Below are 25,043 nucleotides of genomic sequence, written 5' to 3'. Positions count from 1 at the left end.
CACCTCACTGGGTCGCAACCGGGAGCTTCTCGATCCGGATCGCCGACGCCTTGAACTCCGCCGTCCCCGCGATCGGGCAGTTCGCCTCGATCGTCAGCCGGTTGGTGTCCACCTCGTCGGGAAAGTGCATGGTCATGAAGGCCAGCCCCGGGCGCAGCGCGGGGTCGATCCACACCGGCGCGACGACCGCGCCGCGCCGCGAGGACACCCTGACCTCCTCGCCGACCACCACCCCGTGCCGCTCGGCGTCCTCCGGGCACAGCTCCACGTACTCGCCGCGCCGCAGCGGGGAGGCGAAACCCCCGCTCTGCACGCCGGTGTTGTACGAGTCGAGCCGCCGCCCGGTGGTCAGCCGGATCGGGTACTCCTCGTCGGTGAGGTCGACCGGCGGATCGTGCCGCACCAGCCCGAAGGGGGCCGGCATCCCGCGCCTCGCCGGGTCCTTCTCCCACAACCGGCCGTGCAGATAGGGCGGTTCGAGCCGGTCGGTGCTGGGGCAGGGCCACTGGATGCCCTGGTGCTCGACGAGCCGGTCGTACGTCATCCCGTAGTGGTCCGGCGAGACCGAGCGCAGCTCGTTCCAGACGGCCTCCGCGTCGGCGTACTTCCAGTCGTGGCCGAGCCGGGTCGCGAGCTCGCAGAGGATGTCGATGTCCTCGCGGGCCTCGCCCGGCGGGGCGACGGCCCGGCGCACCCGCTGGACCCGCCGCTCGCTGTTGGTGGTGGTGCCCTCGGTCTCGGCCCAGCCCGCGGTGGCCGGGAGCACCACGTCCGCCAGTTCCGCCGTCCTGGTCAGGAAGATGTCCTGGACGACCAGGAAGTCCAGGGCCCGGAGCCGGCGGACGGCCTGCTCGCTGTCGGCCTCCGACTGGGCGGGGTTCTCGCCGATGCAGTAGACCGCCTTGAGCGTGCCCTCCTCCATCGCCTCGAACATCTCGGTGAGGTTCAGCCCGTAGTGCGGCTGGATCACCGTGTTCCAGGCCGACTCGAACTTCAGCCGGGTGTCCGGGTCGTGGATGTCCTGGAAGCCGGGCAGGCGGTTGGGGATGGCGCCCATGTCGCCGCCGCCCTGCACGTTGTTCTGGCCGCGCAGCGGCTGCAACCCGGCTCCCCAGCGGCCGACCTGACCGGTGAGCAGGGAGAGGTTGATCAATGCCCGTACGTTGTCGGTGCCGTTGTGGTGCTCGGTGATGCCGAGGGTCCAGCACAGCTGGGCGCGCTCGGCGCGGGCGTAGGCGTGCGCCAACTCCCTTATCGCGGCGGCCGGTACGCCCGTCACCTTCTCCGCCAGCGACAGCGTCCAGGGCTCGACGAGCGCCTTGTACTCCTCGAAGCCGGTCGTCGCCCGCTCGATGAACGCCTCGTTGGCCAGGCCCGCGTGGACGATCTCCCGGCCGATCGCGTGCGCCATCGGGATGTCCGTGCCGACGTTCAGCCCGAGCCAGCTCTCCGCCCACTCGGCGGTGGAGGTGCGGCGCGGGTCGACGGCGTACATCCGGGCGCCGTCACGGATCCCCTTCAGCACGTGCTGGAAGAAGATCGGGTGCGCGAAGCGGGCGTTGGACCCCCACATCACGATGACGTCCGTGTGCTCGATCTCCTCGTACGACGAAGTCCCGCCGCCGGAGCCGAAGGCGGCCGACAGGCCGGCCACGCTCGGGGCGTGACAGGTCCGGTTGCAGGAGTCGACGTTGTTGGTGCCCATGACGACCCGGGCGAACTTCTGCGCCACGTAGTTCATCTCGTTGGTGGCGCGGGCGCAGGAGAACATCCCGAACGCGCCGCGGGCCGCCGCCAGGCCCCGGGCGGTGCGCTCCAGCGCCTCCTCCCAGGTCGCCTGCCGCAACGGCTCGTCACGGGAGTCCCGAACGAGCGGGTGGGTGAGCCGGGTGTAGGTCTTCTGCTGCCGTTTCCTCATGCGGCGCTCCTCAGCGCGAGCAGGTCCGAGATGGCGTGCACGGTGCGCAGGGTGGGCACCGGCACACCGGTGATCTCCGCCAGCTCGACGACGGCGGCGAGCAGGACGTCGAGCTCCAGCGGCTTGCCGCGCTCCAGGTCCTGGAGCGTGGAGGTGCGGTGGTCACCGACGCGTTCCGCGCCCGCGAGCCGGCGTTCGATGGAGACGCCGACCTCGCAGCCGAGCGCCCGGGCGACCGCGAGCGTCTCGCGCATCATGGTCTCGATGACCTCGCGGGTGCCGCCGTGCAGGCACATCTGCCGCATGGTGGCGCGGGCGAGGGCGCTGATCGGGTTGAAGGAGATGTTGCCGAGCAGCTTGAGCCAGATGTCGTTGCGCAGGTCCGGCTCGACCGGGCACTTCAGCCCGCCCGCCCGCATGGTCTCGCCGAAGGCCAGACAGCGCGCCGAGACGCTCCGGTCGGGCTCGCCGATCGAGAACCGGGTGCCTTCCAGATGCCGTACGACACCGGGGGCTTCGAGCTCGGTCGCCGCGTAGACCACGCAGCCGACGGCCCGTTCGGGCGCGAGCACCGCACTGACCGCGCCTGCCGGGTCCACGCTCTCGACGCGGTGCCCGTCGTAGGGGCCGCCGTGCCGGTGGAAGTACCACCAGGGGATGCCGTTCTGGGCGGCCACGACCGCCGTGGTGCCGTGCAGCAGCGGCTCGATCAGCGGCCCGCACGCCGCGTACGAGTTGGCCTTGAGGCCGAGGAAGACGTAGTCGGCCGGGCCCACTTCGGCCGGGTCGTCGGTGGCGTGCGGGCGGGCGGTGAAGTCGCCGCGCGCGCTGAGTACTTGTACGCCGTGCCGCCTCATGGCCGCCAGATGCGGTCCACGGGCTATGAGGTGCACGTCGGCGCCGGCGCGGTGGAGCGCGGCACCGACGTAGGCGCCGATCGCACCGGCGCCGAGGACTGCGACTTTCACTTCGGAACGCTCCGTTCGGTCGAGGGAGTACCGCGGAGGTGGGGAAGGTGCGAAGGTGCCGACGCCGCACACTATGTCGACGAAATATTGTCTACAGTATGGAGATGGCCCCGGCAAGGGGTCGCGTCGGCCCGCTCGCGGTCCGTGCTGACGTGCGTCCCGACCGCTCGGCGCAGTCTGGATACCGTTCACCGCATACGGTCGACCCGACCGCTTCTCAACTCCCGTGCCCCTGCCTACCGTCCGGGATCATGAGTCCTCCCGTCGCACCCGCCGGGTGGAGCCGCTGGCTGGTTCCGCCCGCCGCCCTCGCCGTGCATCTGTCCATCGGCCAGGCCTACGCCTGGAGCGTGTTCAAGCCGCCCCTCGAATCCGCGCTCGGCCTCAGCGGCACCCAGAGCGCCCTGCCCTTCCAGCTCGGCATCGTGATGCTCGGCCTGTCGGCCGCGTTCGGCGGCACCCTGGTGGAACGCAGGGGGCCGCGCTGGGCGATGACCGTGGCCCTGGTCTGCTTCTCGTCCGGCTTCCTGATCTCCGCCCTCGGCGCCGCGAGCGAGCAGTACTGGCTGATCGTCCTCGGCTACGGCTTCGTCGGCGGGATCGGCCTCGGCGTCGGCTACATCTCGCCCGTCTCCACCCTGATCAAGTGGTTCCCCGACCGTCCCGGCATGGCGACCGGCATCGCCATCATGGGCTTCGGCGGCGGCGCGCTCATCGCCTCGCCGTGGTCGGCGCAGATGCTGGAGTCGTTCGGCACCGACAGCTCCGGGATCGCGCTCGCGTTCCTCGTGCACGGGCTGTCGTACGCCGTGTTCATGCTGCTCGGCGTGCTGCTGGTGCGGGTGCCGCGCGGTACGGGGCAGGGCGCGGCGGCGCCCGGTGACGGCGGGGCACCGGCCGAGGGCGCCGGTGCCGTCGAGGGGGTGCAGGTGTCGGCCCGCAGCGCCGTGCGCACCCCGCAGTTCTGGTGCCTCTGGGTCGTTCTGTGCATGAACGTCACCGCCGGAATCGGCATCCTGGAGAAGGCCGCCCCGATGATCGCGGACTTCTTCGCCGACAGCTCCACCCCGGTCTCCGCGACGGCCGCCGCCGGCTTCGTCGCGCTGCTGTCGGCGGCCAACATGGCCGGCCGCATCGGCTGGTCGTCGACCTCCGACCTGATCGGGCGCAAGAACGTCTACCGCGTCTACCTCGGCGTCGGCGCCCTGATGTACGCCCTGATCGCGCTGCTGGGCGACACCTCGAAACCGCTGTTCATCGGGTGCGCGCTGGTGATCCTCTCCTTCTACGGCGGCGGCTTCGCGACGATCCCCGCCTATCTCAAGGACCTGTTCGGCAGCCACCAGGTCGGCGCGGTCCACGGCCGGCTGCTCACCGCCTGGTCCACCGCCGGCGTCCTCGGCCCGCTGATCGTCAACTGGATCGCCGACCGCCAGGAGGAGGCCGGCAAGCACGGCTCCGCCCTGTACTCGCTGTCCTTCTTCATCATGATCGGGCTGCTCGCGATCGGGTTCGTGGCCAACGAACTCGTCCGGCCCGTCCACCCCCGCCACCACCTCCCCGCCCCCGGAAAGGACGCAGATGTCCGGCAACGACAGCAGCCAGAGTCCGCCTGACCGGCGGGGGCTGATCGCCTTCGCCTGGCTGTGGGTGGGCGCGCCGCTCGCCTACGGGCTGTACGAACTCGTACAGCGGGCCAGACAACTGTTCACCGGCTGACGCCGGGGCACGGGGGACGGTTCGCCGGGGTTGCGGCGTTTGAGGTCTGACGGAAGCCGACAACCCGGGCGGGCGTTTCCTGTGGCATCACCTGTCCTCGTACCCGTGAGTCACTCATCAGACTGGTGAATCCCGCTACTCACGGCAACGAGGGGACCCGCCCATGCACGGCTCGCGCATCGCCGCCATCGGCCATTACCAGCCCGCCAGGGTGCTCGGCAACGAGGAACTGGCGGGCATGGTCGACACCAGTGACGAGTGGATCCGGTCCCGGGTGGGCATCCTGACCCGGCACATCGCGGGCCCCGACGAACCCGTCGACGAGCTGGCCGCGCACGCCGCCGCCAAGGCGCTCGCGGCCGCCGGGCTGACCCCCGGTGACATCGACCTGGTCCTGGTCGCCACGTCGACGGCCGTGGACCGCTCCCCGAACACGGCCGCCCGGGTCGCCGCCCGGCTGGGTGTCCCCTCGCCCGCCGTGATCGACGTCAACGTGGTGTGCGCCGGCTTCACCCACGCCCTCGCCACCGCCGACCACACGGTCCGCGCGGGCGCCGCCACCCGGGCCCTGGTCATCGGCGCCGACAAGATGTCCGAGGTCACCGACTGGACGGACCGCACGACCTGCGTGCTCGTCGGCGACGGAGCGGGGGCTGCCGTGGTCGAGGCGTGTGCCGAGGGCGAGGAGCCGGGGATCGCGCCCGTGCTGTGGGGGTCGGTGCCCGAGATGGGGCACGCCGTGCGCATCGAGGGACAGCCCGCGCGCTTCGCGCAGGAGGGCCAGAGCGTCTACCGGTGGGCGACCACCCAGCTGCCGCCGCTCGCCCGGCAGGCCTGCGAGCGCGCCGGACTCACCCCCGAGGACCTCGCGGCCGTCGTCCTGCACCAGGCGAACCTGCGCATCATCGAGCCGCTCGCGGGGAAGATCGGCGCGGTGAACGCCGTCGTGGCCCGGGACGTCAGCGAGTCCGGCAACACCTCCGCGGCGAGCATCCCGCTGGCCTTCTCCAAGCTGGTGGAGCGCGGCGAGATCAGCACCGGGGACCCGGTCCTGCTGTTCGGCTTCGGCGGCAACCTCTCGTACGCCGGACAGGTCGTCCGCTGCCCGTGAGCCGCCCCGCGACGGGTGCGGGCGCCACGACGCGGTGCGGTGCCCCCGTAAGGTCACCGGATGTGACGACTTGGCGCGCCGACGCCGTGCGATGACGCCATCTCGCCGCCCCTGCGGACACCGAGCGCCGTAGACTGTAGACGAAAGCCAATCCAGGCCGGCGCTCCGACCGCTGTGCACGGCCCGCCGAGGAGGGGGACCGCGATGTTGTCGACAGGACTGCCGCAGGGGGCCGTGCCCCGGCTCGAACGCCCCGGTCCGCTGCGTGACCGCGTCTACGAGGCACTGCTCGAACTCATCACCACCCGTTCCCTCCAGCCCGGCCAGCACCTCGTCGAGAGCGAACTCGCCGGACACCTCGGGGTCTCGCGGCAGCCGGTGCGCGAGGCGCTGCAACGGCTCAACACCGAGGGCTGGGTCGATCTGCGCCCCGCGCAGGGCGCGTTCGTGCACGAGCCCACGGAGCAGGAGGCCGACCAACTCCTCACCGTGCGTACGCTGCTGGAGGCCGAGGCGGCCCGGCTGGCGGCGGCCAACGCCACCAGCGCGGGCATCGAGGCGCTGGAGGAACTGCTGGCGCAGGGGCTGCGGGCCGTCGCCGACGACGACGTGGACACCGCCGTGACCCTCAACGCCCGCTTCCACGCCAAGATCATGGAACTGGCGGGCAACGCGGTCCTCGCCGAACTCGCGGCCCAGGTCGACCGCCGGGTGCGCTGGTACTACATGCCCGTCGCCCGTCAGCGCGGACAGCAGTCGTGGATCGAGCACCGGGACCTGATCGCCGCGATCACCGACCGGAACGAGCAGGAAGCCACCCGGCTGATGCGCGAACACACGGAACACACCCGCACCTCGTACCACGCCCGCGCCAGGTCCTGAGGCCCGGCAGCGCGCGAGGCGGCCCTCCCCGGGAACAGGGGCGAGCCACCTCGTGCCGCGCGGGCCCCGCGGCGGTCGTACGCCGTCGTCAGCCCGCGGGCTGCGGTGCGGCCGGGCTGTCGTGGCCCGGCTGTCGCAGCAACAGGGCGATCGCCGCCGCCACCATGGAGATCCCGCCCGCCAGCGCGTACGCGCCGTTGTAGCCCCAGGCCGCGACCACCATGGAGCCGAGGCCGCCGCCGAACAGGCCGCTGATGAGCTTGCCGCTGTACACCAGCCCGTAGTTGGTGGCGTTGTAGTTCTCGCCGAAGTAGTCCGGGGTCAGCGCCGCGAACATCGGGTAGAACGCGCCGCCGCCGAACCCGGACAGGAAGGCGAAGAACAGGAACAGCCACTCGCTCCTGAGGTCGCCCGCCAGGATCACGCCGAACTGGGCCAGGCCCAGCACGACGATGACGAACACCAGGGTCGACCTGCGGCCCCACCGGTCGGACAGCCAGCCGACGACCCCGCGTCCGACGCCGTTGACGACCGCCATCACGCCCATCGACGAGGCGGCGACCAGCGGGCCGAAGCCGACCTCCTTGGCGAAGTCGACCTGGAAGGAGATCCCGAAGATCGACACCCCGGCGGTCAGCACGATCGAGATCCACATCAGCGGGAGCATCCCCGACCTGACGGCCTCCTTGGGGGTGAACTGCCGTACCGCCGGAGGGTTCTTGGACGTCCGTGCCGCGCTCTCGCCGTCACCGGCGAGGGTCGGCGGGTCGATGTCGGCCGGCCACCAGTTCTTCGGCGGGTCCTTGAACAGGAACGCGCACCCGAACACCACGATCATGATGTAACAGCCGATCAGGTCCAGCACCCGGTGGTAGTTCCCGGTGTCGAACGCGTAGTTGAAGATGAAGATGAACGGCAGCGAACCGTACGCGAAGCCGCCGTTGACGAACCCCGTGCGCGCGCCCCGGCGTTCGGGGAACCACTTGCCGACCATGTTGATGCAGGTCGCGTAGACCAGCCCGGCGCCCATGCCGCCGATCACGCCGAAGCCCAGGATCGCCAGCAGGACATCGCTCAGGTGCGAGAGGGCCAGGAACCCCACGAGACACATGCCGGAGCCCAGGTGCATGGCCCGGCGGGCGGTCAGGACGCCCCGTTCGCGCAGCCAGCCCGCCGGGAAGGCGATGCCGGCCTGGAAGAACACCCAGACGCTCAGGATCCAGAAGGTGTTGCTCTGGGTCCAGCCGTGCGCGTGCGAGAGGGTGTCCTCCGCCGAACCGTAGGCGTACTCGAAGACACTGATGGCCATCATGGCGATCCACGGCAGGTACACCATGAGCTTGCGGGAGTGGCCGAGGATGTCCCGGTCGGTCTCGCCGACCCGGTAGACCCGGCCGCGGGCGTCGGTCACCTCACGGTAGGGGCGGTGCGCGGCGCCGGGTTCGGCCGACGCGCCGTTCGTAGCGATGGGATCCGCGGTCATCTCACGCCATCTCCTCGCCGAGCGGTTGCGGGTTGGGGACGATGCTCCGGGCCTTCGGCCGGCCGGGAGCCTTCAGGAAGAGCGCCAGCACCGCGGAGGCCAGCCCGATCGAGCCCGCGAGGACGAACGCGCCGTGGTAGTCCCACGCGTCGACCACGATCGCGCCGACGCCCGAGCCGACGAGCCCGGAGATCAGCTTCGAGCTGTAGACCATCCCGTAGTTGGTGGCGTTGTTGTTCTCGCCGAAGTAGTCGGCCGTCATGGCCGCGAACAGCGGGAAGATCGCCCCGCCGCCGAAGCCGGAGACCATGGAGCAGAACAGGAAGAACGGCATGCTGCCCAGCTGGCCGGAGACCAGCACGCCGAACTGCGCGGTGCCCAGCACGACACAGACGATGACCAGGGTGTTGCGGCGGCCGTAGCGGTCGGAGATCCAGCCGATCACGCCCCGGCCGGTGCCGTTGACGATGGCCTTCAGGGACATCGCCGTGGCGACGATGCCGCCCGCGAAACCCATGTCCTTGCCGAACGGCACCTGGAAGGCGATGCCGAAGATGTTGATGCCGGCCGTGCACAGCAGACAGAACCACATCATCCACAGGACAGGGGTACGGGCCGCCTCCTTCGGGGTGTACTGCCTGATCGCCGGCGGGTTCTTCTCCAGCGCCCGGCGGATCTTCGGGTCGTCGGTCGCCCGCAGCGGGTCGACCGTGACGGGCCACCAGTTCTTCGGCGGGTCCCGGAAGAACCAGCCGGCCGACGCCACCACCAGGCACAGCCCGATGCCCACCAGCGCCAGCACGGTCTCGTAGTTGCCCAGGTCCATGTACGAGGTGAACAGGAAGACGAAGGGCACGGACCCGTAGGCGAAACCGCCGTTGACGAAGCCCGTCTTGCCGCCCTTGCGCTCCGGATACCACTTGCCGACCATGTTCACGCAGGTCGCGTAGACCAGACCGGCGCCGATACCGCTGCACATGCCGAAGCCGAAGTAGGCGACGAGCACGTTCGGCGCGTACGCCAGCGACAGATAGCCGGTCATCGTGCCGACCGCGCCGATCAGCATCGCCGTACGCGCCGGAAGGCGGCCGCTCTCGCGCAGCTGCCCGGCCGGGAAGGCCACGGCGGCCTGGAAGAATATCCAGACGCCCATCAGCCAGAAGATGTGCCCGCTGCTCCACAGATGCGCCTCGTGGAGCGTGTCCTCCGCCGACGTGAACGCGTACTCGGCGGAACTGATGCCCATCATGCCCACCCAGGGCAGGACGACCATCCACGTGCGCTTGCGGCCCATGATGTCGACATCGGTCTCGCCGACGCGGTACACGCGGCCGTTGCGGTCCGTCACCTCCCGATAGGGGACGGAGGCCGGGTAGTCGGTGGTTGTCATGTCACTCAGCACCCCTTGCGTCGAAAGCTCTGGCCAGCGCCCCCTGTCCAAATGCGTTTCGTGCGCGCACGGGTCCCCGGGGGCGGCCGACGCGCACCGTCGGTCGCCCCCGCGTCCGGTCACCTCATGACTCGCCCCCCAACAGGCCCGCCGCCCGCGCCCACCGGTACTTCGCGCCCAGCACGGCCACCGGCTTCTCGGTCGTGTACGGGTACGCCACGACCCCCCGCTCGTACAGGTACTGGCAGGCCGCCTCGACCTCGACGTCCCCGGCCAGCGAGGCCACCACCGGCTTCTCGACCCCCCGCTCCCGGAACTCGGCCACCACGCGCGCGGTGAGCTCGGCGAACACCATCGGGGGAGTGACGATGGTGTGCCAGTAGCCGAGGACCAGGGCGTGGACGCGCGGGTCCTCGAGCCCCAGCCGGATCGTCGCCTCGTACGTCGACGGCGGCTCGCCCCCGGTGATGTCCACCGGATTGCCCGCGGCCCCGAAGGGCGGGATGAACGCCCGGAAGGACGCGTCCAGATCGGGCGGGATCTCCATCAGCGACAGCCCGTTGTCGCTGACCGCGTCCGACAGCAGCACACCGCTGCCGCCGGCCCCCGTGATGATCACGACGTTCTCGCCCCGCGGGGTGGGCAGCACCGGCAGCCCGCGCGCGTACTCCAGCATCTCGTTGAGCCCCGGCGCCCGGATGACCCCCGCCTGCCGCAGGATGTCGTCGTACACGGCGTCGTCGCCCGCCAGCGCGCCCGTGTGCGAGCCGGCCGCCCGCGCGCCGGCCGCCGTACGCCCCGCCTTGAGCACGACGACGGGCTTTTTGACGATGGTCTCGCGCGCCGCCGCCACGAAGGCCCGCCCGTCCTTGAGGTCCTCCAGGTGCATCGCGACGCACGCGGTGTGCGGGTCCTCACCGAACCAGGTCAGCAGGTCGTCCTCGTCCAGATCCGCCTTGTTGCCCAGACCGACGATCGCCGACACACCGGTCTTCGTGGTGCGGGCGAACCCCAGGACGGCCATCCCTATGCCGCCGGACTGCGAGGTCAGCGCCACCCCGCCCTTGACGTCGTACGGGGTGCAGAACGTGGCGCACAGGTCCTGCCAGGTCGAGTAGTAGCCGTAGATGTTCGGGCCGAGCAGCCGGATCCCGTGCCGCTGCGCGATCGCCACGAGCTCGTCCTGGAGCCCCTGTTCACCGGTCTCCGCGAACCCGGACGGGATCAGCACGGCGTTGGGGATCCGCTTGCGGCCGACCTCCTCCAGCGCCGCCGCCACGAACCGGGCGGGGATCGCGAAGACCGCCACGTCCACCTCGCCGGGCACGTCGGTGACACTCCTGTACGCCTTGCGGCCCAGAATGTCGTCGGCCTTGGGATTCACCGGGTGGATCTCCCCCGCGAAGCCGCCGTCGACGAGGTTGCGCATCACCGAATTGCCGATCTTCCCGGCCTCGTTCGACGCGCCGATCACGGCGACCGAGCCCGGCTGCATCAGCCGGCGCATGCTGGTCAGGATCTCGTCGCGGGTGTACCGGCGGCGCGGCGGCGGCTGCGATTCGGCGAGGACGACCCGGATGTCGGCGGCGACCGCCCCCTCCGCGGTCGCGATCACCGGATTGAGGTCCACCTCGGCGATCTCGGGGAACTCGTCGACCAGTTGCGACACCCGTCGGATCTGCTCGGCGAGCGCCCACCGGTCCACCGGCGGCGCGCCGCGCACCCCGCGCAGCACCTCCGCCGCACGGATCGAGTCCAGCATGGCCAGCGCCTCGTCGGCGGCCACCGGGGCCAGCCGGAACGTGACGTCCCCGAGCACCTCGACGAGCACCCCGCCGAGCCCGAACGCCACCACCTTCCCGAACGTGGGATCGGTCACCGCGCCGACGATGACCTCCTGCCCGGGCGGCAGCAGTTCCTGCACCTGTACGCCCACGATCCGCGCCCGCGGGTCGTACGCCCGCGCGTTGCCGACGATGCGGTGGAACGCGGCCCGCACCTCGCTCGCGCCCTCGACCCCGACGACCACCCCGCCCGCGTCGGTCTTGTGCGGGATGTCCGGGGAGACGATCTTCATCACCACCGGTCCGCCGAAGCGCGCGGCACAGGCCACCGCCTCGTCCACGTCGCCCGCCAGCTCCTCGCCCGGTACGGCGATCCCGTACGCGTCCGCGATCACCTTGCCCTCGGGCGCGGTGAGCGCGGTCCGGCCCTCGGCCCGTACGGCGTCCAGGAGCGCGCGCACCCTCGGCAGCCGGTCCTCGGCCATCACGTCAGACCACCCCGTTCGACTTGAGCAGACGCAGCTCCTCGTCGCCGAGCCCGAGCTCGCCGATGTACACCTCTTCGTTGTGCTCCCCGAGCAGCGGGGAGGTGCGCACCTCCACGGGGGAGTCGGAGAGCTTCAGCGGGCTGCCCACGGTCACGAACTCGCCGCGCTCGGGGTGCGCGACGGTGACCACCATCTCGTCGGCGATCAGCGACTCGTCCTCGATGATCTCCCTGGTCGACAGGATCGGTCCGCACGGCACGTTGTGGGCGTTGAGCCGCTCCAGCACCTCCCACTTGGGCAGCGTCGAGGACCACTCCTCGATGAGCTGGAACATCTTGGTCAGCCTGGGCAGCCGGGCCTGCGGGGTCGCCCACTCGGGGTCGTCGGCCAGTTCGGGCCGGCCGATCAGAGCGGTCAGCGGCCGCCAGCCCACGGGCTGCACGATGACGTACACGTAGTCGTTCGGGCCGCCCGGCGCGCACTTGACCGCCCAGCCGGGCTGACCGCCGCCGGAGGCGTTCCCGGACCGGGGAACCTCCGGGCCGAAGTCGTCGTTGGGATATTCGGCGAGCGGTCCGTGTGCCAGGCGCTGCTGGTCCCGCAGCTTCACCCGGCACAGGTTGAGCACGGCGTGCTGCATGGCCACGTTCACCCGCTGGCCGCGCCCGGTGCGCTCACGCTGGTACAGGGCCGCGAGGATCCCCGCCACGCAGTGCACCCCCGTCCCCGAGTCCCCGATCTGGGCCCCCGTCGCCAGCGGCGGCCCGTCCTCGAAACCGGTGGTCGACATCGACCCGCCCATGGCCTGCGCGACGACCTCGTACGCCTTGAAGTCGGTGTACGGGCCGTCGCCGAACCCCTTGATGGAGGCGTAGACGATCCGTGGATTGATCTCCTTGATGCGGTCCCAGGTGAAGCCCATCCGGTCCACCGCGCCCGGCCCGAAGTTCTCGACCATGACGTCGGAGCGCCGGATCAGCTCGGTGAGGATGTCCCTGCCGCGCTCGGTCTTGGTGTTGAGGGTGATGCTCCGCTTGTTGCAGTTGAGCATCGTGAAGTAGAGGGAGTCGACGTCCGGGAGGTCGCGGAGCTGGCCCCGGGTGATGTCCCCGGTCGGCGCCTCCAGCTTGACGACGTCGGCCCCGAGCCAGGCGAGCAGCTGGGTCGCGGAGGGACCGGACTGCACGTGGGTCATGTCGAGGACGCGGATGCCCTCAAGTGCCCTTGCGGTCATGGGCGTTCACCTCACTTGTACATCGTCTGGTTCATGGTTCCGGGGGCGTACGCGTCCGGGTCGACCCAGACGTTGATCAGCGACGGCTTGCCGGACTCGCGGGCCCGGCGCAGCGCGGGCGCAATGTCGGCGGGGTCGCGGACCTCCTCGCCGTGGCCGCCCAGCATCCGGGCGAACTCGTCGTAGCGGACGTCGCCCAGGGTGTTGCCGACCCGCTCGCGTTCCGGGCCGTACTTCTGGGCCTGGCCGTAACGGATCTGGTTCATGGAGGAGTTGTTGCCGACGATGCCGACGAACGGGAGGTCGTACCGTACGAGGGTCTCGAAGTCCCAGCCGGTCAGGGAGAACGCGCCGTCGCCGAACAGGGCCACGACCTCCTTGTCGGGCCGTGCCTGCTTGGCGGCCAGGACGAAGGGCACGCCGACGCCGAGGGTGCCCAGCGGGCCCGGGTCCATCCAGTGGCCGGGCGACTTGGGCTGCACGACCTGCCCGGAGAAGGTGACGATGTCGCCGCCGTCGCCGATGTAGATCGAGTCCTCGGTGAGGAAGTCGTTGATCTCGCTCACCAGCCGGTACGGGTGGATCGGCGACGCGTCCGAGCGCAGGCTCGGCAGCCGCTTGTCCAGCGCGGTCCGCTCGGCGGCGCGCAGTTCGTCCAGCCACTCCTTGCGCCTGGCGGCGCCCCCGTTCACCCGCCCGGACGCGGCTTCCGCCACCGACCTCAGCACCAGGCCGGCGTCGCCGACGATCCCGAGGTCGATGTCGCGGTTCTTGCCGACGGTGCGGTAGTCGAGGTCGATCTGCACGACGGTCGCCTGGGTCGACAGCCGCTTGCCGTAGCCCATGCGGAAGTCGAAGGGCGTGCCGACGATCACGATGACGTCGGCGTGGGAGAACGCGTACCGGCGGGAGAGCTGGAAGTGGTGCGGGTCGCCGGGCGGCAGCGTGCCGCGGCCGGCGCCGTTCATGTAGGCGGGGATATTCAGGGCGCGCACCAGTTCGACGGCCGCCTCGGTGCCGCGGGTCGTCCACACCTGGCTGCCGAGCAGGATCGCCGGCTTCTCGGCGTGCACCAGCAGGTCGGCGAGCCTCTCGACCGCCTCCGGGTCGCCCGCCGAGCGGGTCGAGGCCCGGTAGTGCCCCGGCTCCGGCACCCGCGCCTTCTCCACCGGCACCTTCGCGTCGAGGACGTCGCGCGGGATCTCCAGGAAGGAGGGGCCGGGGGCGCCGTGGTAGCACTCGCGGAACGCCATCGACACCATGTCCGCCGCGCGTGCGGTGTCCGGCACCGTCGCCGCGAACTTGGTGACGGGCGTCATCATGTCGACGTGCGGCAGGTCCTGGAGGGAGCCCATCCGGTGCTGGGTGAGGGCTCCCTGGCCGCCGATCAGCAGCATGGGGGACTCGGCGCGGAAGGCGTTGGCGACACCGGTGACCGCGTCGGTCGTACCGGGGCCCGCGGTGACGACCGCGCAGCCGGGCCTGCCGGTGATGCGTGCGTAGCCGTCGGCGGCGTGGGCCGCGACCTGCTCATGGCGTACGTCGACGACTTCTATGCCCTCGTCGACGCAGCCGTCGTAGATGTCGATGATGTGGCCGCCGCACAGCGTGTAGATGCGGTCGACCCCTTCGGCCCTGAGTGCTTTGGCAACGAGATGGCCGCCGGAGATCACGTCCTGCGTGTCGTCGGGCATGGCGAAGTCCTGTCCCTTCGTAGGGGTGGGAACGCTCTCGCGGTACATTGCATACAGTCGACGAATACTGTATGAAGCTTGTTATCCCGCATCCGGTGGGTGGTGTCCAGGGGCGTGCCGCACTTTTCGGGCCGGGGCCCGGAGCCACCGGCCGGGGTCCGGGAGCCGGGGCCGGAGGCCGAAGCCGGGGCCCGAGGCCGAAGCCCGGACCGGCGGAGCCCGGGGCGCCCCGCAGGACTCAGCAGGCAGACGACAGGAGCCGAGATGGACCTGTACGAACACCAGGCACGGCAACTCTTCGAGGAACACGGCATCCCGGTGCCGCGGGCCGAGGTCACCGACTCGCCGAAGGAAGCACGCGAGATCGCCCGCAGGCTGGGCGGCCGGGCCGTCGTCAAGGCCCAGGTCAGGACCGGCGGACGCGGCAAGGCCGGCGGTGTGAAGTTCGCCGCGGACCCGGCCGCCGCCGAACTGACCGCCCGGCAGATCCTCGGCATGGACATCAAGGGCCACCGGGTCGGCGTGGTGATGCTCGCCGAGCCCGTCGACATCGAGACCGAGTACTACGTCTCCTACGTACTGGACCGCGCGGCCGGCGGCTTCCTCGCGATCGCCTCCGCCGAGGGCGGCACGGACATCGAGGAGGTCGCCGCGTCCCGGCCCGAGGCGGTGGCCCGCGTCCCCGTCGACCCGGCCGAGGGCGTCACCTCCGCGAAGGCCGGCGAGATCGCCGAGGCGGCCGGCCTGCCGCCGCAGAGCGTCGACACGCTGGTCCGGCTCTGGCAGGTGCTGGTCGCCGAGGACGCCCTCCTCGTCGAGGTCAACCCGCTCGTGCGCACCCGGCAGGGCCGGACCCTCGCCCTCGACGGCAAGGTCACCCTCGACGACAACGCCCGTTTCCGGCAGGAACGCCGGTGCGCCGAGGCCCTCGTGCCCGGCGACCCGCTGGAGGCGGCGGCCGCCGCGAAGGGCCTCAACTACGTCAAGCTGGACGGCGAGGTCGGCGTCATCGGCAACGGCGCGGGGCTCGTCATGTCGACGCTCGACGTGGTCGCGGGCTGCGGCGCCCGCCCCGCGAACTTCCTCGACATCGGCGGCGGCGCGTCCGCCCGCGTCATGGCCGACGGCCTCTCCGTCGTCCTCGCGGACCCGGCGGTCAAGTCCGTCCTCGTCAACGTCTTCGGCGGCATCACCGCCTGCGACGCGGTCGCCGAAGGCATCGTGCAGGCCCTGGAGAGCGTACGGCTGACCAAACCGCTCGTGGCCCGCCTCGACGGCAACAACGCCGCCCGAGGCCGTGCCGTCCTCGACCGGCGCGCCCACCCCCGGGTCGAACAGGCCACCACCATGGACGGCGCGGCCCGCCGTGCCGCGCAACTCGCCGCCGGCGCCTGAGGAGACGGGACGACATGGCCATTTACCTCACCAAGGACAGCAGGATCCTCGTCCAGGGGATGACCGGCGGGGAGGGGACCAAGCACACCCGGCGGATGCTCGCGGCCGGCACCAACGTGGTCGGCGGCGTCAACCCGCGCAAGGCGGGCCGCACCGTCGACTTCGACGTCCCCCACGGCCCGAACGGCCGGGGCGGCGCCGCCGTCGCGGTTCCCGTCTTCGGCTCGGTCCGCGAGGGCATGGCGGCGACCGGCGCCGACGTCACCGTCGTCTTCGTCCCGCCCCCCTTCACCAGGGCGGCCGTCGTCGAGGCCGCGGACGCCGGCATCGGCCTCGCCGTCGTCATCACCGAGGGCGTCCCGGTGCACGACACCGTCGCCTTCACCGCCCACGCGCGACGGCGGGGGACCAGGGTCATCGGCCCCAACTGCCCCGGCCTGATCACCCCCGGCCGGTCCGGCGCGGGCATCATCCCCGCGGACATCGCCGAGCCCGGCCGGATCGGCCTGGTGTCCAAGTCCGGCACCCTGACCTACCAGCTCATGTACGAACTGCGCGACGTCGGCTTCTCGACCTGCGTCGGCATCGGCGGCGACCCCGTCGTCGGCACCACGCACATCGACTGCCTGGCCGCGTTCCAGGACGACCCCGACACCGACCTGATCGTCCTCATCGGAGAGATCGGCGGCGACGCGGAGGAACGCGCGGCCGCGTACATCCGCGCCCACGTCACCAAACCCGTCGTCGGCTACGTCGCGGGCTTCACCGCGCCCGAGGGGCGGACGATGGGGCACGCGGGCGCGATCGTCTCCGGCTCGTCCGGCACGGCCCATGCGAAGAAGCGGGCCCTGGAGGCGGCCGGCGTACGGGTCGGGGACACCCCGACGGACACGGCCCGGATCGTCCTGGCCACACTCGCCGGCCGCGATCCCCGCCGTGATGTCACTCATAGTTGATGCAAGGTGACTGTCACCCTCCGGGTCGCTGTCCCTACATTCGTCCGTACGGGACGCTCGTCCGTACCCGAGGCTCGTCAGTGCGCGACGCTTGAAGGTACGTACCCCCCTATATGCATCTACGTACGACGTCCGCCCGCGCGGCGGCCGTGCGTGCCCGACACCCGTGCGGTGGTGCGACCGTGCGCGGCGCCGGCCATCCATCTCCCGCCCCCGACTGTGCACCGAGAGCGGAGTCCGACCATGGCACCCACCCTCGATCCGAACCAGAACCAGAACCAGAACCCGAACCAGAACCAGAACCAGAACCCGGACCCGGACCCGGACAACGGGTCTTCCGGCCCCCGGCCCCTCACCCTCAAGGCCGGAACATCCTGGTCCGAGGCCTGGCGGCGCTGTCTGGCCGTCGCCCCCGAGGCCTTCCGGGACGACCGTGTCCTCAACCTCTGGGAGGCCGGCTGGCGGGCGGACGGCAGGCCCCTGCCCGCCACCAGCCCGGTCGACGGCACCCCGATCGCGGGGGCGCCGCGCCTGGACCGGGACACCGCCCGGCAGGCCGTACGGGCCTCGCTCGACCAGCACCGGGCCTGGCGGCACGTACCGCTCGACGAACGGCGGGCCCGCGTCGCCGCCACCCTCGACGCCCTCGCCGAGCACCGTGAACTCCTCGCCCTGCTGCTCGTCTGGGAGATCGGCAAGCCCTGGCGGCTCGCCCGGGCCGACGTCGACCGGGCCGTCGACGGAGTGCGCTGGTACGTCGACGGCATCGAACCGATGATCGCCGGCCGGGCGCCGCTGGAGGGCCCGGTCTCCAACATCGCGAGCTGGAACTACCCGATGAGCGTGCTCGTCCACGCCATGCTGGTCCAGGCGCTGGCGGGCAACGCGGTCATCGCCAAGACCCCGACCGACGGCGGTGTCGCCTGTCTGACCCTGGCCTGCGCGCTGGCGGCCCGTGAGGGCATCCCCGTCACCCTGGTCAGCGGCGGCGGGCGCGAGCTGTCGGAGGCGCTGGTGCGGGCGCCGGAGATCGGCTGCGTCTCCTTCGTCGGCGGCCGCGACACCGGCGCCGCGGTGGCCACGGCGGTCGCCGACCTCGGCAAACGGCACATGCTGGAGCAGGAGGGACTCAACACCTGGGGCATCTGGAACCACTCGGACTGGGACGCGCTGACGGCCGTCGTCCCCAAACTCTTCGACTACGGCAAGCAGCGCTGCACGGCCTACCCGCGCTTCGTCGTCCAGCGCGAGCTGTTCGACGCGTTCCTCGCCGCGTACCTCCCGGCGGTCCGCACGCTCAGGATCGGCCACCCGCTCGCCGTCGACCGTCCCGACGACCCCTTCCCCGCGCTGGACTTCGGCCCCGTGATCAACGCGGCCAAGGCCAAGGAGCTGGCGGACCAGGTGGCCGAGGCCGTCGACCGCGGCGCGATCCCGCTGCACCGCGGCAACCCGGCCGACGCCCGCTTCCTGCCCGGTCAGGACACCTCCGCCTACGTCCAGCCGGTCACCCTCCTCAACCCGCCCCCGTCCTCCCCGCTGCACCACGCGGAACCCTTCGGCCCGGTCGACACCATCGTCCTGGTCGACACGGAGGCGGAGCTGCTCGCCGCGATGAACGCGTCCAACGGCGCGCTGGTCGCCACGCTGTCCACGGACGACCGGGCCACCTTCGACCGGCTGGCGCCGCAGATCCGTGCCTTCAAGGTGGGGCACGGCAGGCCCCGCTCGCGCGGCGACCGCGACGAGCTGTTCGGCGGCTTCGGCGCGTCCTGGCGCGGCGCGTTCGTCGGCGGCGAGCTGCTGGTGCGAGCGGTGACCCGGGGCCCGGCGGACGAACGGCTGCCGGGCAACTTCCCGGACTACCACCTCATGCCCTGACCTGCCCGGCCCGATCACCCCGTGTGCCCGTCCGGCCACCCGGGGTGATCCGGTCGCGGGCCGCCCGCCCTCGCGGCCCGAGGCCGCCCCACAGTGCGGATACGCAGGTGAAACGCACTCCGAAACCTTGGTATTGTTGTCCATGTCGCCGCGGGGAACACGCCCCGCAAGGCGGCATACACCTTGTCCGGGTGGCGGAATGGCAGACGCGCTAGCTTGAGGTGCTAGTGCCCTTTATCGGGCGTGGGGGTTCAAGTCCCCCCTCGGACACTCGCAAGATCGATTCACCGGCGAGGGCCACGACCTGACGGTCGCGGTCCTCGTCGCGTTTGCGTGGCCCTCTCGCCGTACGCATCCGCCACCATGGCCGCACCCGCTTTGTTTCGGCGCGGTTGCCCTCCTCCTCGCGGCGCGAAACGTGATGTTAAAGAGGCAACCAGTTTTGTCATGGACACTTCCCTGAGTTAGTTGTCTGCTGTACCAAATGAGGGCCAGCTTTCCCGCTCAGGGAGGTCTCGTGAGACGCGTCAGATCGCTTTCCGTCCTGGCCACACTCGCCCTCGCGATCATGTTCAGCCTGGTGCTGACCGGTCCGGCACAAGCTGCCGGACCGGCCTACGTCGCACTGGGCGACTCCTACTCGGCCGGCAACGGCGCAGGGAACTACGACAGTTCGAGCGGAGACTGCCACCGCAGCCTCAGCGCCTACCCCTATCTGTGGAAGAACGCCCACGCACCGTCCTCGTTCGCCGACACCTCCTGCTCAGGTGCGGTCACCACGGACGTGACGAACAACCAGCTCGGCCCGCTGAACTCCTCCACCGGGCTCGTCTCCCTCACCATCGGCGGCAACGACGCGGGCTTCTCCGACGTCATGACCACCTGCGTGACCGGTTCGGACACCACCTGTGTCAACCGGGTCGCCCAGGCCGAGACCTACGCGCAGAACACCCTCCCCGCCCGCCTGGACGCCACCTACGACGCCATCCGCGCCAAGGCCCCCAACGCCAAGGTGGTCGTGCTCGGCTACCCGCACATGTATACGCTCAACGTCCTCTGCGTCGGTCTCAGCGACACCAAGCACCGCAAGATCGACGAGGCCTCCGACGTCATCGACAGCGTCATCGCCGCCCGTGCCGCCGCGCACGGCTTCGTCTTCGGCGACGTCCGTACCACCTTCAACAGCCATGAACTGTGCTCCGGCGACGACTGGCTGCACTCCCTGGTGGTCTCGCCGAGCTGGGAGTCCTACCACCCCACCGCCACCGGTCACTCCAGCGGCTACTACCCCGTCCTCAACGCCAACAGCTGACCAGCTGAGACCCCTGTTCACCAGGGGTCTCCTGCTTTTCAGGACCGAGGCGCGACCGACTGCGCGACCGACGGTCCGGACCGGCCGGGACCGACGACAGGAGACGCGGGGCAGGACTGCAGCGGCCGGAACGTCACCGAACCGGTGCGCGTCGCGGTGTAGGCGTAGCACCGGTCCGGGCCGATCGCGAACCCCGTCCCGATCGGTCTTTGTAAAGTGGGCTCGTCAACCCAGGAGCCCCGAACCCATGAGGTGCACCCCGACCATGACGACCGACACGTTTGAGTTCCAGGTAGAGGCCCGTCAACTGCTCCAGTTGATGATCCACTCGGTCTACTCGAACAAGGACGTCTTCCTGCGCGAGCTCGTCTCCAACGCCTCCGACGCGCTGGACAAGCTGCGCCTCGCCAAGCTGCGGGACGGCACGCTCGACGCCGACGTCTCCGACCTGCACATCGAGATCGACACCGACGCCGAGGCCCGGACGCTCACCGTTCGGGACAACGGCATCGGGATGTCGTACGAAGAGGTCGGCAAACTCATCGGCACCATCGCCCACTCGGGCACCGCACAGTTCGCCGAGGAACTGCGTGAGGCCCAGGCGGCGGACAACGCCGAAGGGCTCATCGGGCAGTTCGGCGTCGGCTTCTACTCCGGTTTCATGGTCGCCGACGAGATGACCCTGGTGACCCGGCGCGCCGGCGAGAGCCACGGCACCCGCTGGTCCTCGCGCGGCGAGGGGACGTACACCCTGGAGACCGTCGACGACGTCCCGCAGGGCACCTCGGTCACCCTGCACCTCAAGCCCGCCGACGACGAGGACAAGCTCCAGGACTACACCTCCGCCTGGACGATCAGGGAGATCGTCAAGCGGTACTCGGACTTCATCACCTGGCCGATCCGCACCGTGCCCAGGCGGGGCGAGGACGGCAGCACGCCCGAGGCCGAGACCCTCAACTCGATGAAGGCGCTGTGGGCGCGCTCGCGCGAGGAGGTCTCCGACGACGAGTACCACGAGCTGTACAAGCACATCAGCCACGACTGGCGCGAGCCGCTGGAGACCGTCAGGCTCCAGGCGGAGGGCACCTTCGAGTACCAGGCACTGCTGTTCGTGCCCTCGCACGCCCCGCACGACCTCTACACCCAGAACTACAAGCGCGGGGTGCAGCTCTACGTCAAGCGCGTCTTCATCATGGACGACTGCGAGGCGCTCCTGCCGCCCTACCTGCGGTTCGTCAAGGGCGTGGTCGACGCGGCGGACCTCTCGCTGAACGTCTCCCGCGAGATCCTCCAGCAGGACCGCCACATCCGGATGATGCAGCGCCGGCTGACCAAGAAACTCCTGTCCACCGTCAAGGAGATGAGGGAGAACGCCCCGGAGCGGTACGCCACGTTCTGGCGGGAGTTCGGCTCCGTCCTCAAGGAGGGACTGCTCGGCGACTCCGACAACCGCGAGACCCTGCTCGCCGTCGCCTCCTTCACCAGCACCCATGCCGACGACGGGCTCACCACGCTCAAGGCGTACGTCGAGCGGATGAAGGACGGCCAGGAGGACATCTACTACCTGACCGGCGAGTCCCGCGAGAGCATCGAGAACTCCCCGCACATGGAGGCGTTCCGGGCCAAGGGCATCGAGGTCCTGCTGCTCACCGACCCCGTGGACGAGGTGTGGGTCGACGTGGTGGGCGAGTTCGAGGGCAAGCGGCTGCGCTCCGTCGCCAAGGGCGAGGTCGACCTCGACGGCGCGAGCGACGACAAGGCCGACGGCGAACGGGAGAAGCAGGGCGAGGAGTACGCCGCCCTCCTCGGCTGGATGAAGGAGCAACTGGGCGACGACATCAAGGAGGTGCGCCTCTCCTCTCGTCTCACCGTCTCCCCGTCCTGCCTCGTCTCCGACACCGGCGACCTCACCCCCGCGCTGGAGAACATGTACCGCGCCATGGGCCAGGAGGTGCCGAAGGCCCAGCGCATCCTCGAACTCAACCCCGGACACCAGTTGGTGCAGGGCCTGAACAAGGCATACGGGGAGCGCGAGGACCGCACCGAACTGGCCGGGACCGCCGAACTGCTGCACGGCCTCGCGGTGCTCGCCGAGGGCGGCCGGCCGACGGACCCCGGCCGCTTCGTGAAGCTGGTCGCGGAACGGCTGGAGCGCGCTCTCTAGGGCGACAGGGCCCGGCGGAGAGCGGGCGGATCCGGGTGGTTCCGGGCGGGGTGGAGGAGCAGGCCCCGCCCGGAACCGCTCAGGCGGACGCGGATCGTTCCGATCGGGGCTGTCCGTTGTCGCCACTGCCGCCACTGCCGCCACTGTCGCTCCGGTGGGAACGACCCCGCGCGACGAGGGACTTCCAGGATCTGTTGCGCTTGAAGGGCAGCTCGAACACCTTGGAGAACAGCCAGGCGCCCAGCACCGAGACCGGCAGCGCCACGGCGAGCGTGAACCAGAAAGTGGGCAGGCCGGGCGACACGAAATGCGGCGCCACCCGGCGGATCACGGTCATGACGATCGGCAGATGGATCAGGTAGAGACTGTAGGAGAAGCCGCCGAGGCTCTGGACGGGGCGCGCGGTCAGCAGCCTTACGAGGACGGCGGGTCTGCCGGTGGCCACCGAGGCGAGCAGCATCGTCATCGCGGGAACGACGGCGAGGTCCACCCAGAAGTAGTGGTCCACCGTCCAGACGAGACCCCGGACGATGACGAGAACCGCGACCGGCACGGCGGCCAGGGCGGCGAACCAGCCCCAGGGCAGGCGCCGGACCCTGTCCGAGGCGACGACGATCCCCGCGCCCGCCACGCCCGCCACGAACACGGGAGCGAGGTGTGGGGCGAGCTGGTTGGCGCCCTCCACCGGGTTCGCGCCGGGGGCCAGCAGACCGAGGACGACCACCGGAAGCGTCGCACACGCGACCAGGAGCGCGGCGTTCGACCGGCGCCGGACGAACAGCAGGAGGGGGAAGAGGAGGTAGAGCTCGGCCTCCACCCCGATCGACCAGAACGCGCCGTTCGGTGTCGGCGCGTTGAACACGTCCTGGGCGACCAGCCCGTACACCACGACGGACGCGCCGGTGGGCGGTCCGAAGTGCGAGGCGGGGATCACGTAGAGGGAAACGACCAGGCTCATGGCGAGCGCCGCCCAGTACGGGGGCAGGATGCGCCAGGCGCGTCGGCGCAGGAACCGGGCGACACCCTCGGACCGCCAGCCGTGCCGCGCCGGGGAGATCCCCAGGGAGAAGCCGGACAGCACCAGGAAGAAGACCACGGCCAGACGCCCGAACATCAGCCCGTCCAGCCACCGGGGCGCCGAACTGTCTGGATAGCCGGGGAAGGTGTACAACCAGCAGTGGAACAGGACCACATACAGCGCGGCCAGGCCGCGCAGCCCGTCCAGGCCCAGCACCTGGCGACTGACCTGTACGCCGCTCGCTCCCTCCACCGGTTCTGTCGGTGCGGCCAAAGCCACAGCTCCGTCGGACGGACGGCTCGAATCCACGGAAATCGTTCAACCTCTTTTCCAAGCACCGTGCTTGCCGAACGCCGCCCACCCCGGGCCGCGCCGCACGGTCCACCACCACGGTGACTGGTACGTGGCGCGGGGCCGGCCCATTCAACCGGCACACCGGGGCGAACCAGGCGCACCGGCTCGGACGGCCTGGGACCGCGAAGGGGAGGGCGGGTCCGGAGCCGTGAACCACCCGTGGAAACCCTGTGGAGGTGATGTCGGTGGTGCTGCCTATGCTGTGCCCGACGATCATGCGAAACCTGGGGAGTACGCGGCATGTTGGGCAAGCTGTTCGGCAGGGGCGCAAAGGAAACGGCGGCGAATCCGTACGCCCTTCCTGTCTCACGCAGGCAGAAGAACGGGATGTACACACTGCGCGGGCTCGGGGACACCAGGGTGCTCGCGCTGCTGGACGCGGCCGAGGCGGGGGACTGGACGGCGGTCAAGGCGGCGCTGACCCCCTTCGATCTCGGCCGCGACCATCAAGTCCTCGGTGAACTCGACGCCTTGGACGGAGTGCAGGACTGGATCGGCCGGGCCGTCGAGGAGGACGAGGAACACCGGGCGACGGCGCTGCTGATATCCGGGGCGCGCCATGTCAGCTGGGGCTGGGAGGCGCGTACCGGCGCGCGTGCCGTGCACGTCACACCGCAGCAGTGGCGGGTTTTCCGCGAGCGGCTCGAGATCGCCGAGGAACAGCTTTTGCAGGCAGCCGAGTTGCGGCCGGAATGGATCACGCCCTGGCGTCGGCTGCTCACCTCGGGCCGCGGCATCTCGCGGGGCCGCGCCGTCAACGAGACCCGGCTCGACGCCGCCCTGCGCCGCGACCCGCTGGACCTGGAGACCCATGTCGAGTGGGTGTCGCAGTTGCAGCCCCGTTGGAGCGGGGAGCCGGGCGAGGCCCTGGCGTTCGCCCGGAAGGCGTTCGCCCAGGCGCCCGAGGGGCATCGCCTCGGCTGTGTGATCGCCGTCGCGCACATCGAGGAGTGGGTGGAGTCGGACCGCAAGGACTGCCTCATCACCGCCGAGGTCCAGGACGAGTTGTTGGCGGCTGCCGAGCACAGCATCCTCCACCCCGCCTATCAGCGGCGCCCGGGCTGGCAGGAGGACTTCAACACGTTCGCCATGGCCCTGTCGCTGGCCTCCGAGAGCATCGCGTTGCCGCGCGTTTTCCGTGAACTCCAAGGCGCGTACACCACTTGGCCGTGGAAGTACATGGCGCGCCCGGAAAAGATGTACGCCCGCGCCCGGCGCAACGCCTCCTGAGCTCGGCGTACCGCCTGAGCCCGCCCCCCGTCCGTCGCTCCTCGATCACCCACCCCGGACTG

Annotated in this window: 18 protein-coding genes and 1 tRNA gene; 11 read left to right on the top strand and 8 right to left on the bottom strand. The window is 70.7% G+C overall.

Annotated elements, in window-relative coordinates; translation table 11 throughout:
- Nucleotides 1-4: 4 nt before the first annotated feature.
- Both ACWC24_RS28795 and ACWC24_RS28790 read right to left on the bottom strand, forming a co-directional pair.
- A complete protein-coding gene (locus ACWC24_RS28795) occupies nucleotides 5-1,918 on the bottom strand; it encodes a molybdopterin oxidoreductase family protein (RefSeq protein WP_450665804.1) in 1,914 nt (637 codons plus the stop codon).
- Entirely contained in the window at nucleotides 1,915-2,886 is a 972-nt protein-coding gene (locus ACWC24_RS28790; protein ID WP_450665803.1) for a 2-dehydropantoate 2-reductase, read from the bottom strand. Before ACWC24_RS28790 ends, ACWC24_RS28795 begins: the two co-directional genes overlap by 4 nt.
- A gap of 251 nt (nucleotides 2,887-3,137) precedes the next feature.
- On the opposite strand from ACWC24_RS28790, the gene ACWC24_RS28785 reads away from it, so the two are divergent.
- The 4 genes from ACWC24_RS28785 to ACWC24_RS28770 all read left to right on the top strand — a co-directional run bounded on the left by ACWC24_RS28785 (nucleotide 3,138) and on the right by ACWC24_RS28770 (nucleotide 6,598).
- Nucleotides 3,138-4,502, top strand: a complete 1,365-nt coding sequence (locus tag ACWC24_RS28785) for an OFA family MFS transporter (RefSeq protein WP_450665802.1) — start codon at nucleotides 3,138-3,140, stop codon at nucleotides 4,500-4,502.
- Nucleotides 4,468-4,605: an MFS transporter small subunit gene (locus ACWC24_RS28780; RefSeq protein ID WP_450665801.1), complete on the top strand. Its 138-nt coding sequence runs from the start codon at nucleotides 4,468-4,470 to the stop codon at nucleotides 4,603-4,605. Before ACWC24_RS28785 ends, ACWC24_RS28780 begins: the two co-directional genes overlap by 35 nt.
- Nucleotides 4,606-4,768: 163 nt before the next feature.
- Nucleotides 4,769-5,716: a beta-ketoacyl-ACP synthase III gene (locus ACWC24_RS28775; protein WP_450665800.1), complete on the top strand. Its 948-nt coding sequence runs from the start codon at nucleotides 4,769-4,771 to the stop codon at nucleotides 5,714-5,716.
- A gap of 204 nt (nucleotides 5,717-5,920) precedes the next feature.
- The gene (locus ACWC24_RS28770; protein ID WP_450665799.1) at nucleotides 5,921-6,598 is read left to right on the top strand and encodes a GntR family transcriptional regulator; all 678 of its coding nucleotides are present in this window, start codon (nucleotides 5,921-5,923) and stop codon (nucleotides 6,596-6,598) included.
- 88 nt (nucleotides 6,599-6,686) lie between these two features.
- Here ACWC24_RS28770 and ACWC24_RS28765 read toward each other — a convergent pair whose 3' ends face one another.
- From ACWC24_RS28765 to ACWC24_RS28745, 5 genes are all read right to left on the bottom strand, one after another.
- Nucleotides 6,687-8,081 carry an OFA family MFS transporter gene (locus ACWC24_RS28765; RefSeq protein WP_450665798.1) on the bottom strand — a complete coding sequence of 465 codons (1,395 nt, stop codon included), beginning with the start codon at nucleotides 8,079-8,081 and terminating at the stop codon, nucleotides 6,687-6,689.
- A gap of 1 nt (nucleotide 8,082) precedes the next feature.
- On the bottom strand, nucleotides 8,083-9,471 hold the full coding sequence (locus ACWC24_RS28760) for an OFA family MFS transporter (RefSeq protein WP_450665797.1): 1,389 nt from the start codon (nucleotides 9,469-9,471) through the stop codon (nucleotides 8,083-8,085).
- 124 nt (nucleotides 9,472-9,595) lie between these two features.
- On the bottom strand, nucleotides 9,596-11,740 hold the full coding sequence (locus ACWC24_RS28755) for an acetate--CoA ligase family protein (protein WP_450665850.1): 2,145 nt from the start codon (nucleotides 11,738-11,740) through the stop codon (nucleotides 9,596-9,598).
- Between the two features lie 4 nt (nucleotides 11,741-11,744).
- Entirely contained in the window at nucleotides 11,745-12,977 is a 1,233-nt protein-coding gene (gene frc / locus ACWC24_RS28750; protein WP_450665796.1) for a formyl-CoA transferase, read from the bottom strand.
- Nucleotides 12,978-12,988: 11 nt separating this feature from the next.
- Nucleotides 12,989-14,671, bottom strand: coding sequence for a thiamine pyrophosphate-binding protein (locus tag ACWC24_RS28745; RefSeq protein WP_450665795.1), 1,683 nt, complete (start codon nucleotides 14,669-14,671; stop codon nucleotides 12,989-12,991).
- 264 nt (nucleotides 14,672-14,935) lie between these two features.
- On the opposite strand from ACWC24_RS28745, the gene sucC reads away from it, so the two are divergent.
- From sucC to htpG, 6 genes are all read left to right on the top strand, one after another.
- On the top strand, nucleotides 14,936-16,066 hold the full coding sequence (sucC, locus tag ACWC24_RS28740; protein ID WP_450665794.1) for an ADP-forming succinate--CoA ligase subunit beta: 1,131 nt from the start codon (nucleotides 14,936-14,938) through the stop codon (nucleotides 16,064-16,066).
- A 14-nt stretch (nucleotides 16,067-16,080) separates the two neighbouring features.
- Entirely contained in the window at nucleotides 16,081-17,022 is a 942-nt protein-coding gene (gene sucD, locus ACWC24_RS28735) for a succinate--CoA ligase subunit alpha (protein WP_450665793.1), read from the top strand.
- A 243-nt stretch (nucleotides 17,023-17,265) separates the two neighbouring features.
- The gene (locus ACWC24_RS28730) at nucleotides 17,266-18,903 is read left to right on the top strand and encodes an aldehyde dehydrogenase family protein (protein WP_450665792.1); all 1,638 of its coding nucleotides are present in this window, start codon (nucleotides 17,266-17,268) and stop codon (nucleotides 18,901-18,903) included.
- A gap of 185 nt (nucleotides 18,904-19,088) precedes the next feature.
- Nucleotides 19,089-19,173: transfer RNA gene (locus ACWC24_RS28725), tRNA-Leu, on the top strand.
- Between the two features lie 247 nt (nucleotides 19,174-19,420).
- Entirely contained in the window at nucleotides 19,421-20,215 is a 795-nt protein-coding gene (locus tag ACWC24_RS28720; RefSeq protein ID WP_450665791.1) for an SGNH/GDSL hydrolase family protein, read from the top strand.
- A 265-nt stretch (nucleotides 20,216-20,480) separates the two neighbouring features.
- Entirely contained in the window at nucleotides 20,481-22,379 is a 1,899-nt protein-coding gene (gene htpG / locus ACWC24_RS28715) for a molecular chaperone HtpG (protein ID WP_450665790.1), read from the top strand.
- A 79-nt stretch (nucleotides 22,380-22,458) separates the two neighbouring features.
- Here htpG and ACWC24_RS28710 read toward each other — a convergent pair whose 3' ends face one another.
- Entirely contained in the window at nucleotides 22,459-23,670 is a 1,212-nt protein-coding gene (locus ACWC24_RS28710; protein WP_450665789.1) for an acyltransferase family protein, read from the bottom strand.
- Nucleotides 23,671-23,991: 321 nt separating this feature from the next.
- Here ACWC24_RS28710 and ACWC24_RS28705 point away from each other — a divergent pair, with 321 nt between their 5' ends.
- Nucleotides 23,992-24,981, top strand: coding sequence for a hypothetical protein (locus ACWC24_RS28705; RefSeq protein WP_450665788.1), 990 nt, complete (start codon nucleotides 23,992-23,994; stop codon nucleotides 24,979-24,981).
- Nucleotides 24,982-25,043 lie beyond the last annotated feature (62 nt).

The sequence above is a fragment of the Streptomyces sp. NPDC001443 genome (assembly GCF_053597355.1).
This window is presented reverse-complemented; position numbering and strand designations above follow the sequence as displayed.

Bases quoted from the DNA above. Each gene is read 5' to 3' on its own strand.
- ACWC24_RS28795 (WP_450665804.1), bottom strand. From the start codon at position 1,918: ATGAGGAAACGGCAGCAGAAGACCTACACCCGGCTCACCCACCCGCTC.
- ACWC24_RS28785 (WP_450665802.1), top strand. From the start codon at position 3,138: ATGAGTCCTCCCGTCGCACCCGCCGGGTGGAGCCGCTGGCTGGTTCCG.
- ACWC24_RS28780 (WP_450665801.1), top strand. From the start codon at position 4,468: ATGTCCGGCAACGACAGCAGCCAGAGTCCGCCTGACCGGCGGGGGCTG.
- ACWC24_RS28775 (WP_450665800.1), top strand. From the start codon at position 4,769: ATGCACGGCTCGCGCATCGCCGCCATCGGCCATTACCAGCCCGCCAGG.
- ACWC24_RS28770 (WP_450665799.1), top strand. From the start codon at position 5,921: ATGTTGTCGACAGGACTGCCGCAGGGGGCCGTGCCCCGGCTCGAACGC.
- ACWC24_RS28765 (WP_450665798.1), bottom strand. From the start codon at position 8,081: ATGACCGCGGATCCCATCGCTACGAACGGCGCGTCGGCCGAACCCGGC.
- ACWC24_RS28760 (WP_450665797.1), bottom strand. From the start codon at position 9,471: ATGACAACCACCGACTACCCGGCCTCCGTCCCCTATCGGGAGGTGACG.
- ACWC24_RS28755 (WP_450665850.1), bottom strand. From the start codon at position 11,740: ATGGCCGAGGACCGGCTGCCGAGGGTGCGCGCGCTCCTGGACGCCGTA.
- frc (WP_450665796.1), bottom strand. From the start codon at position 12,977: ATGACCGCAAGGGCACTTGAGGGCATCCGCGTCCTCGACATGACCCAC.
- ACWC24_RS28745 (WP_450665795.1), bottom strand. From the start codon at position 14,671: ATGCCCGACGACACGCAGGACGTGATCTCCGGCGGCCATCTCGTTGCC.
- sucC (WP_450665794.1), top strand. From the start codon at position 14,936: ATGGACCTGTACGAACACCAGGCACGGCAACTCTTCGAGGAACACGGC.
- sucD (WP_450665793.1), top strand. From the start codon at position 16,081: ATGGCCATTTACCTCACCAAGGACAGCAGGATCCTCGTCCAGGGGATG.
- ACWC24_RS28730 (WP_450665792.1), top strand. From the start codon at position 17,266: ATGGCACCCACCCTCGATCCGAACCAGAACCAGAACCAGAACCCGAAC.
- htpG (WP_450665790.1), top strand. From the start codon at position 20,481: ATGACGACCGACACGTTTGAGTTCCAGGTAGAGGCCCGTCAACTGCTC.
- ACWC24_RS28705 (WP_450665788.1), top strand. From the start codon at position 23,992: ATGTTGGGCAAGCTGTTCGGCAGGGGCGCAAAGGAAACGGCGGCGAAT.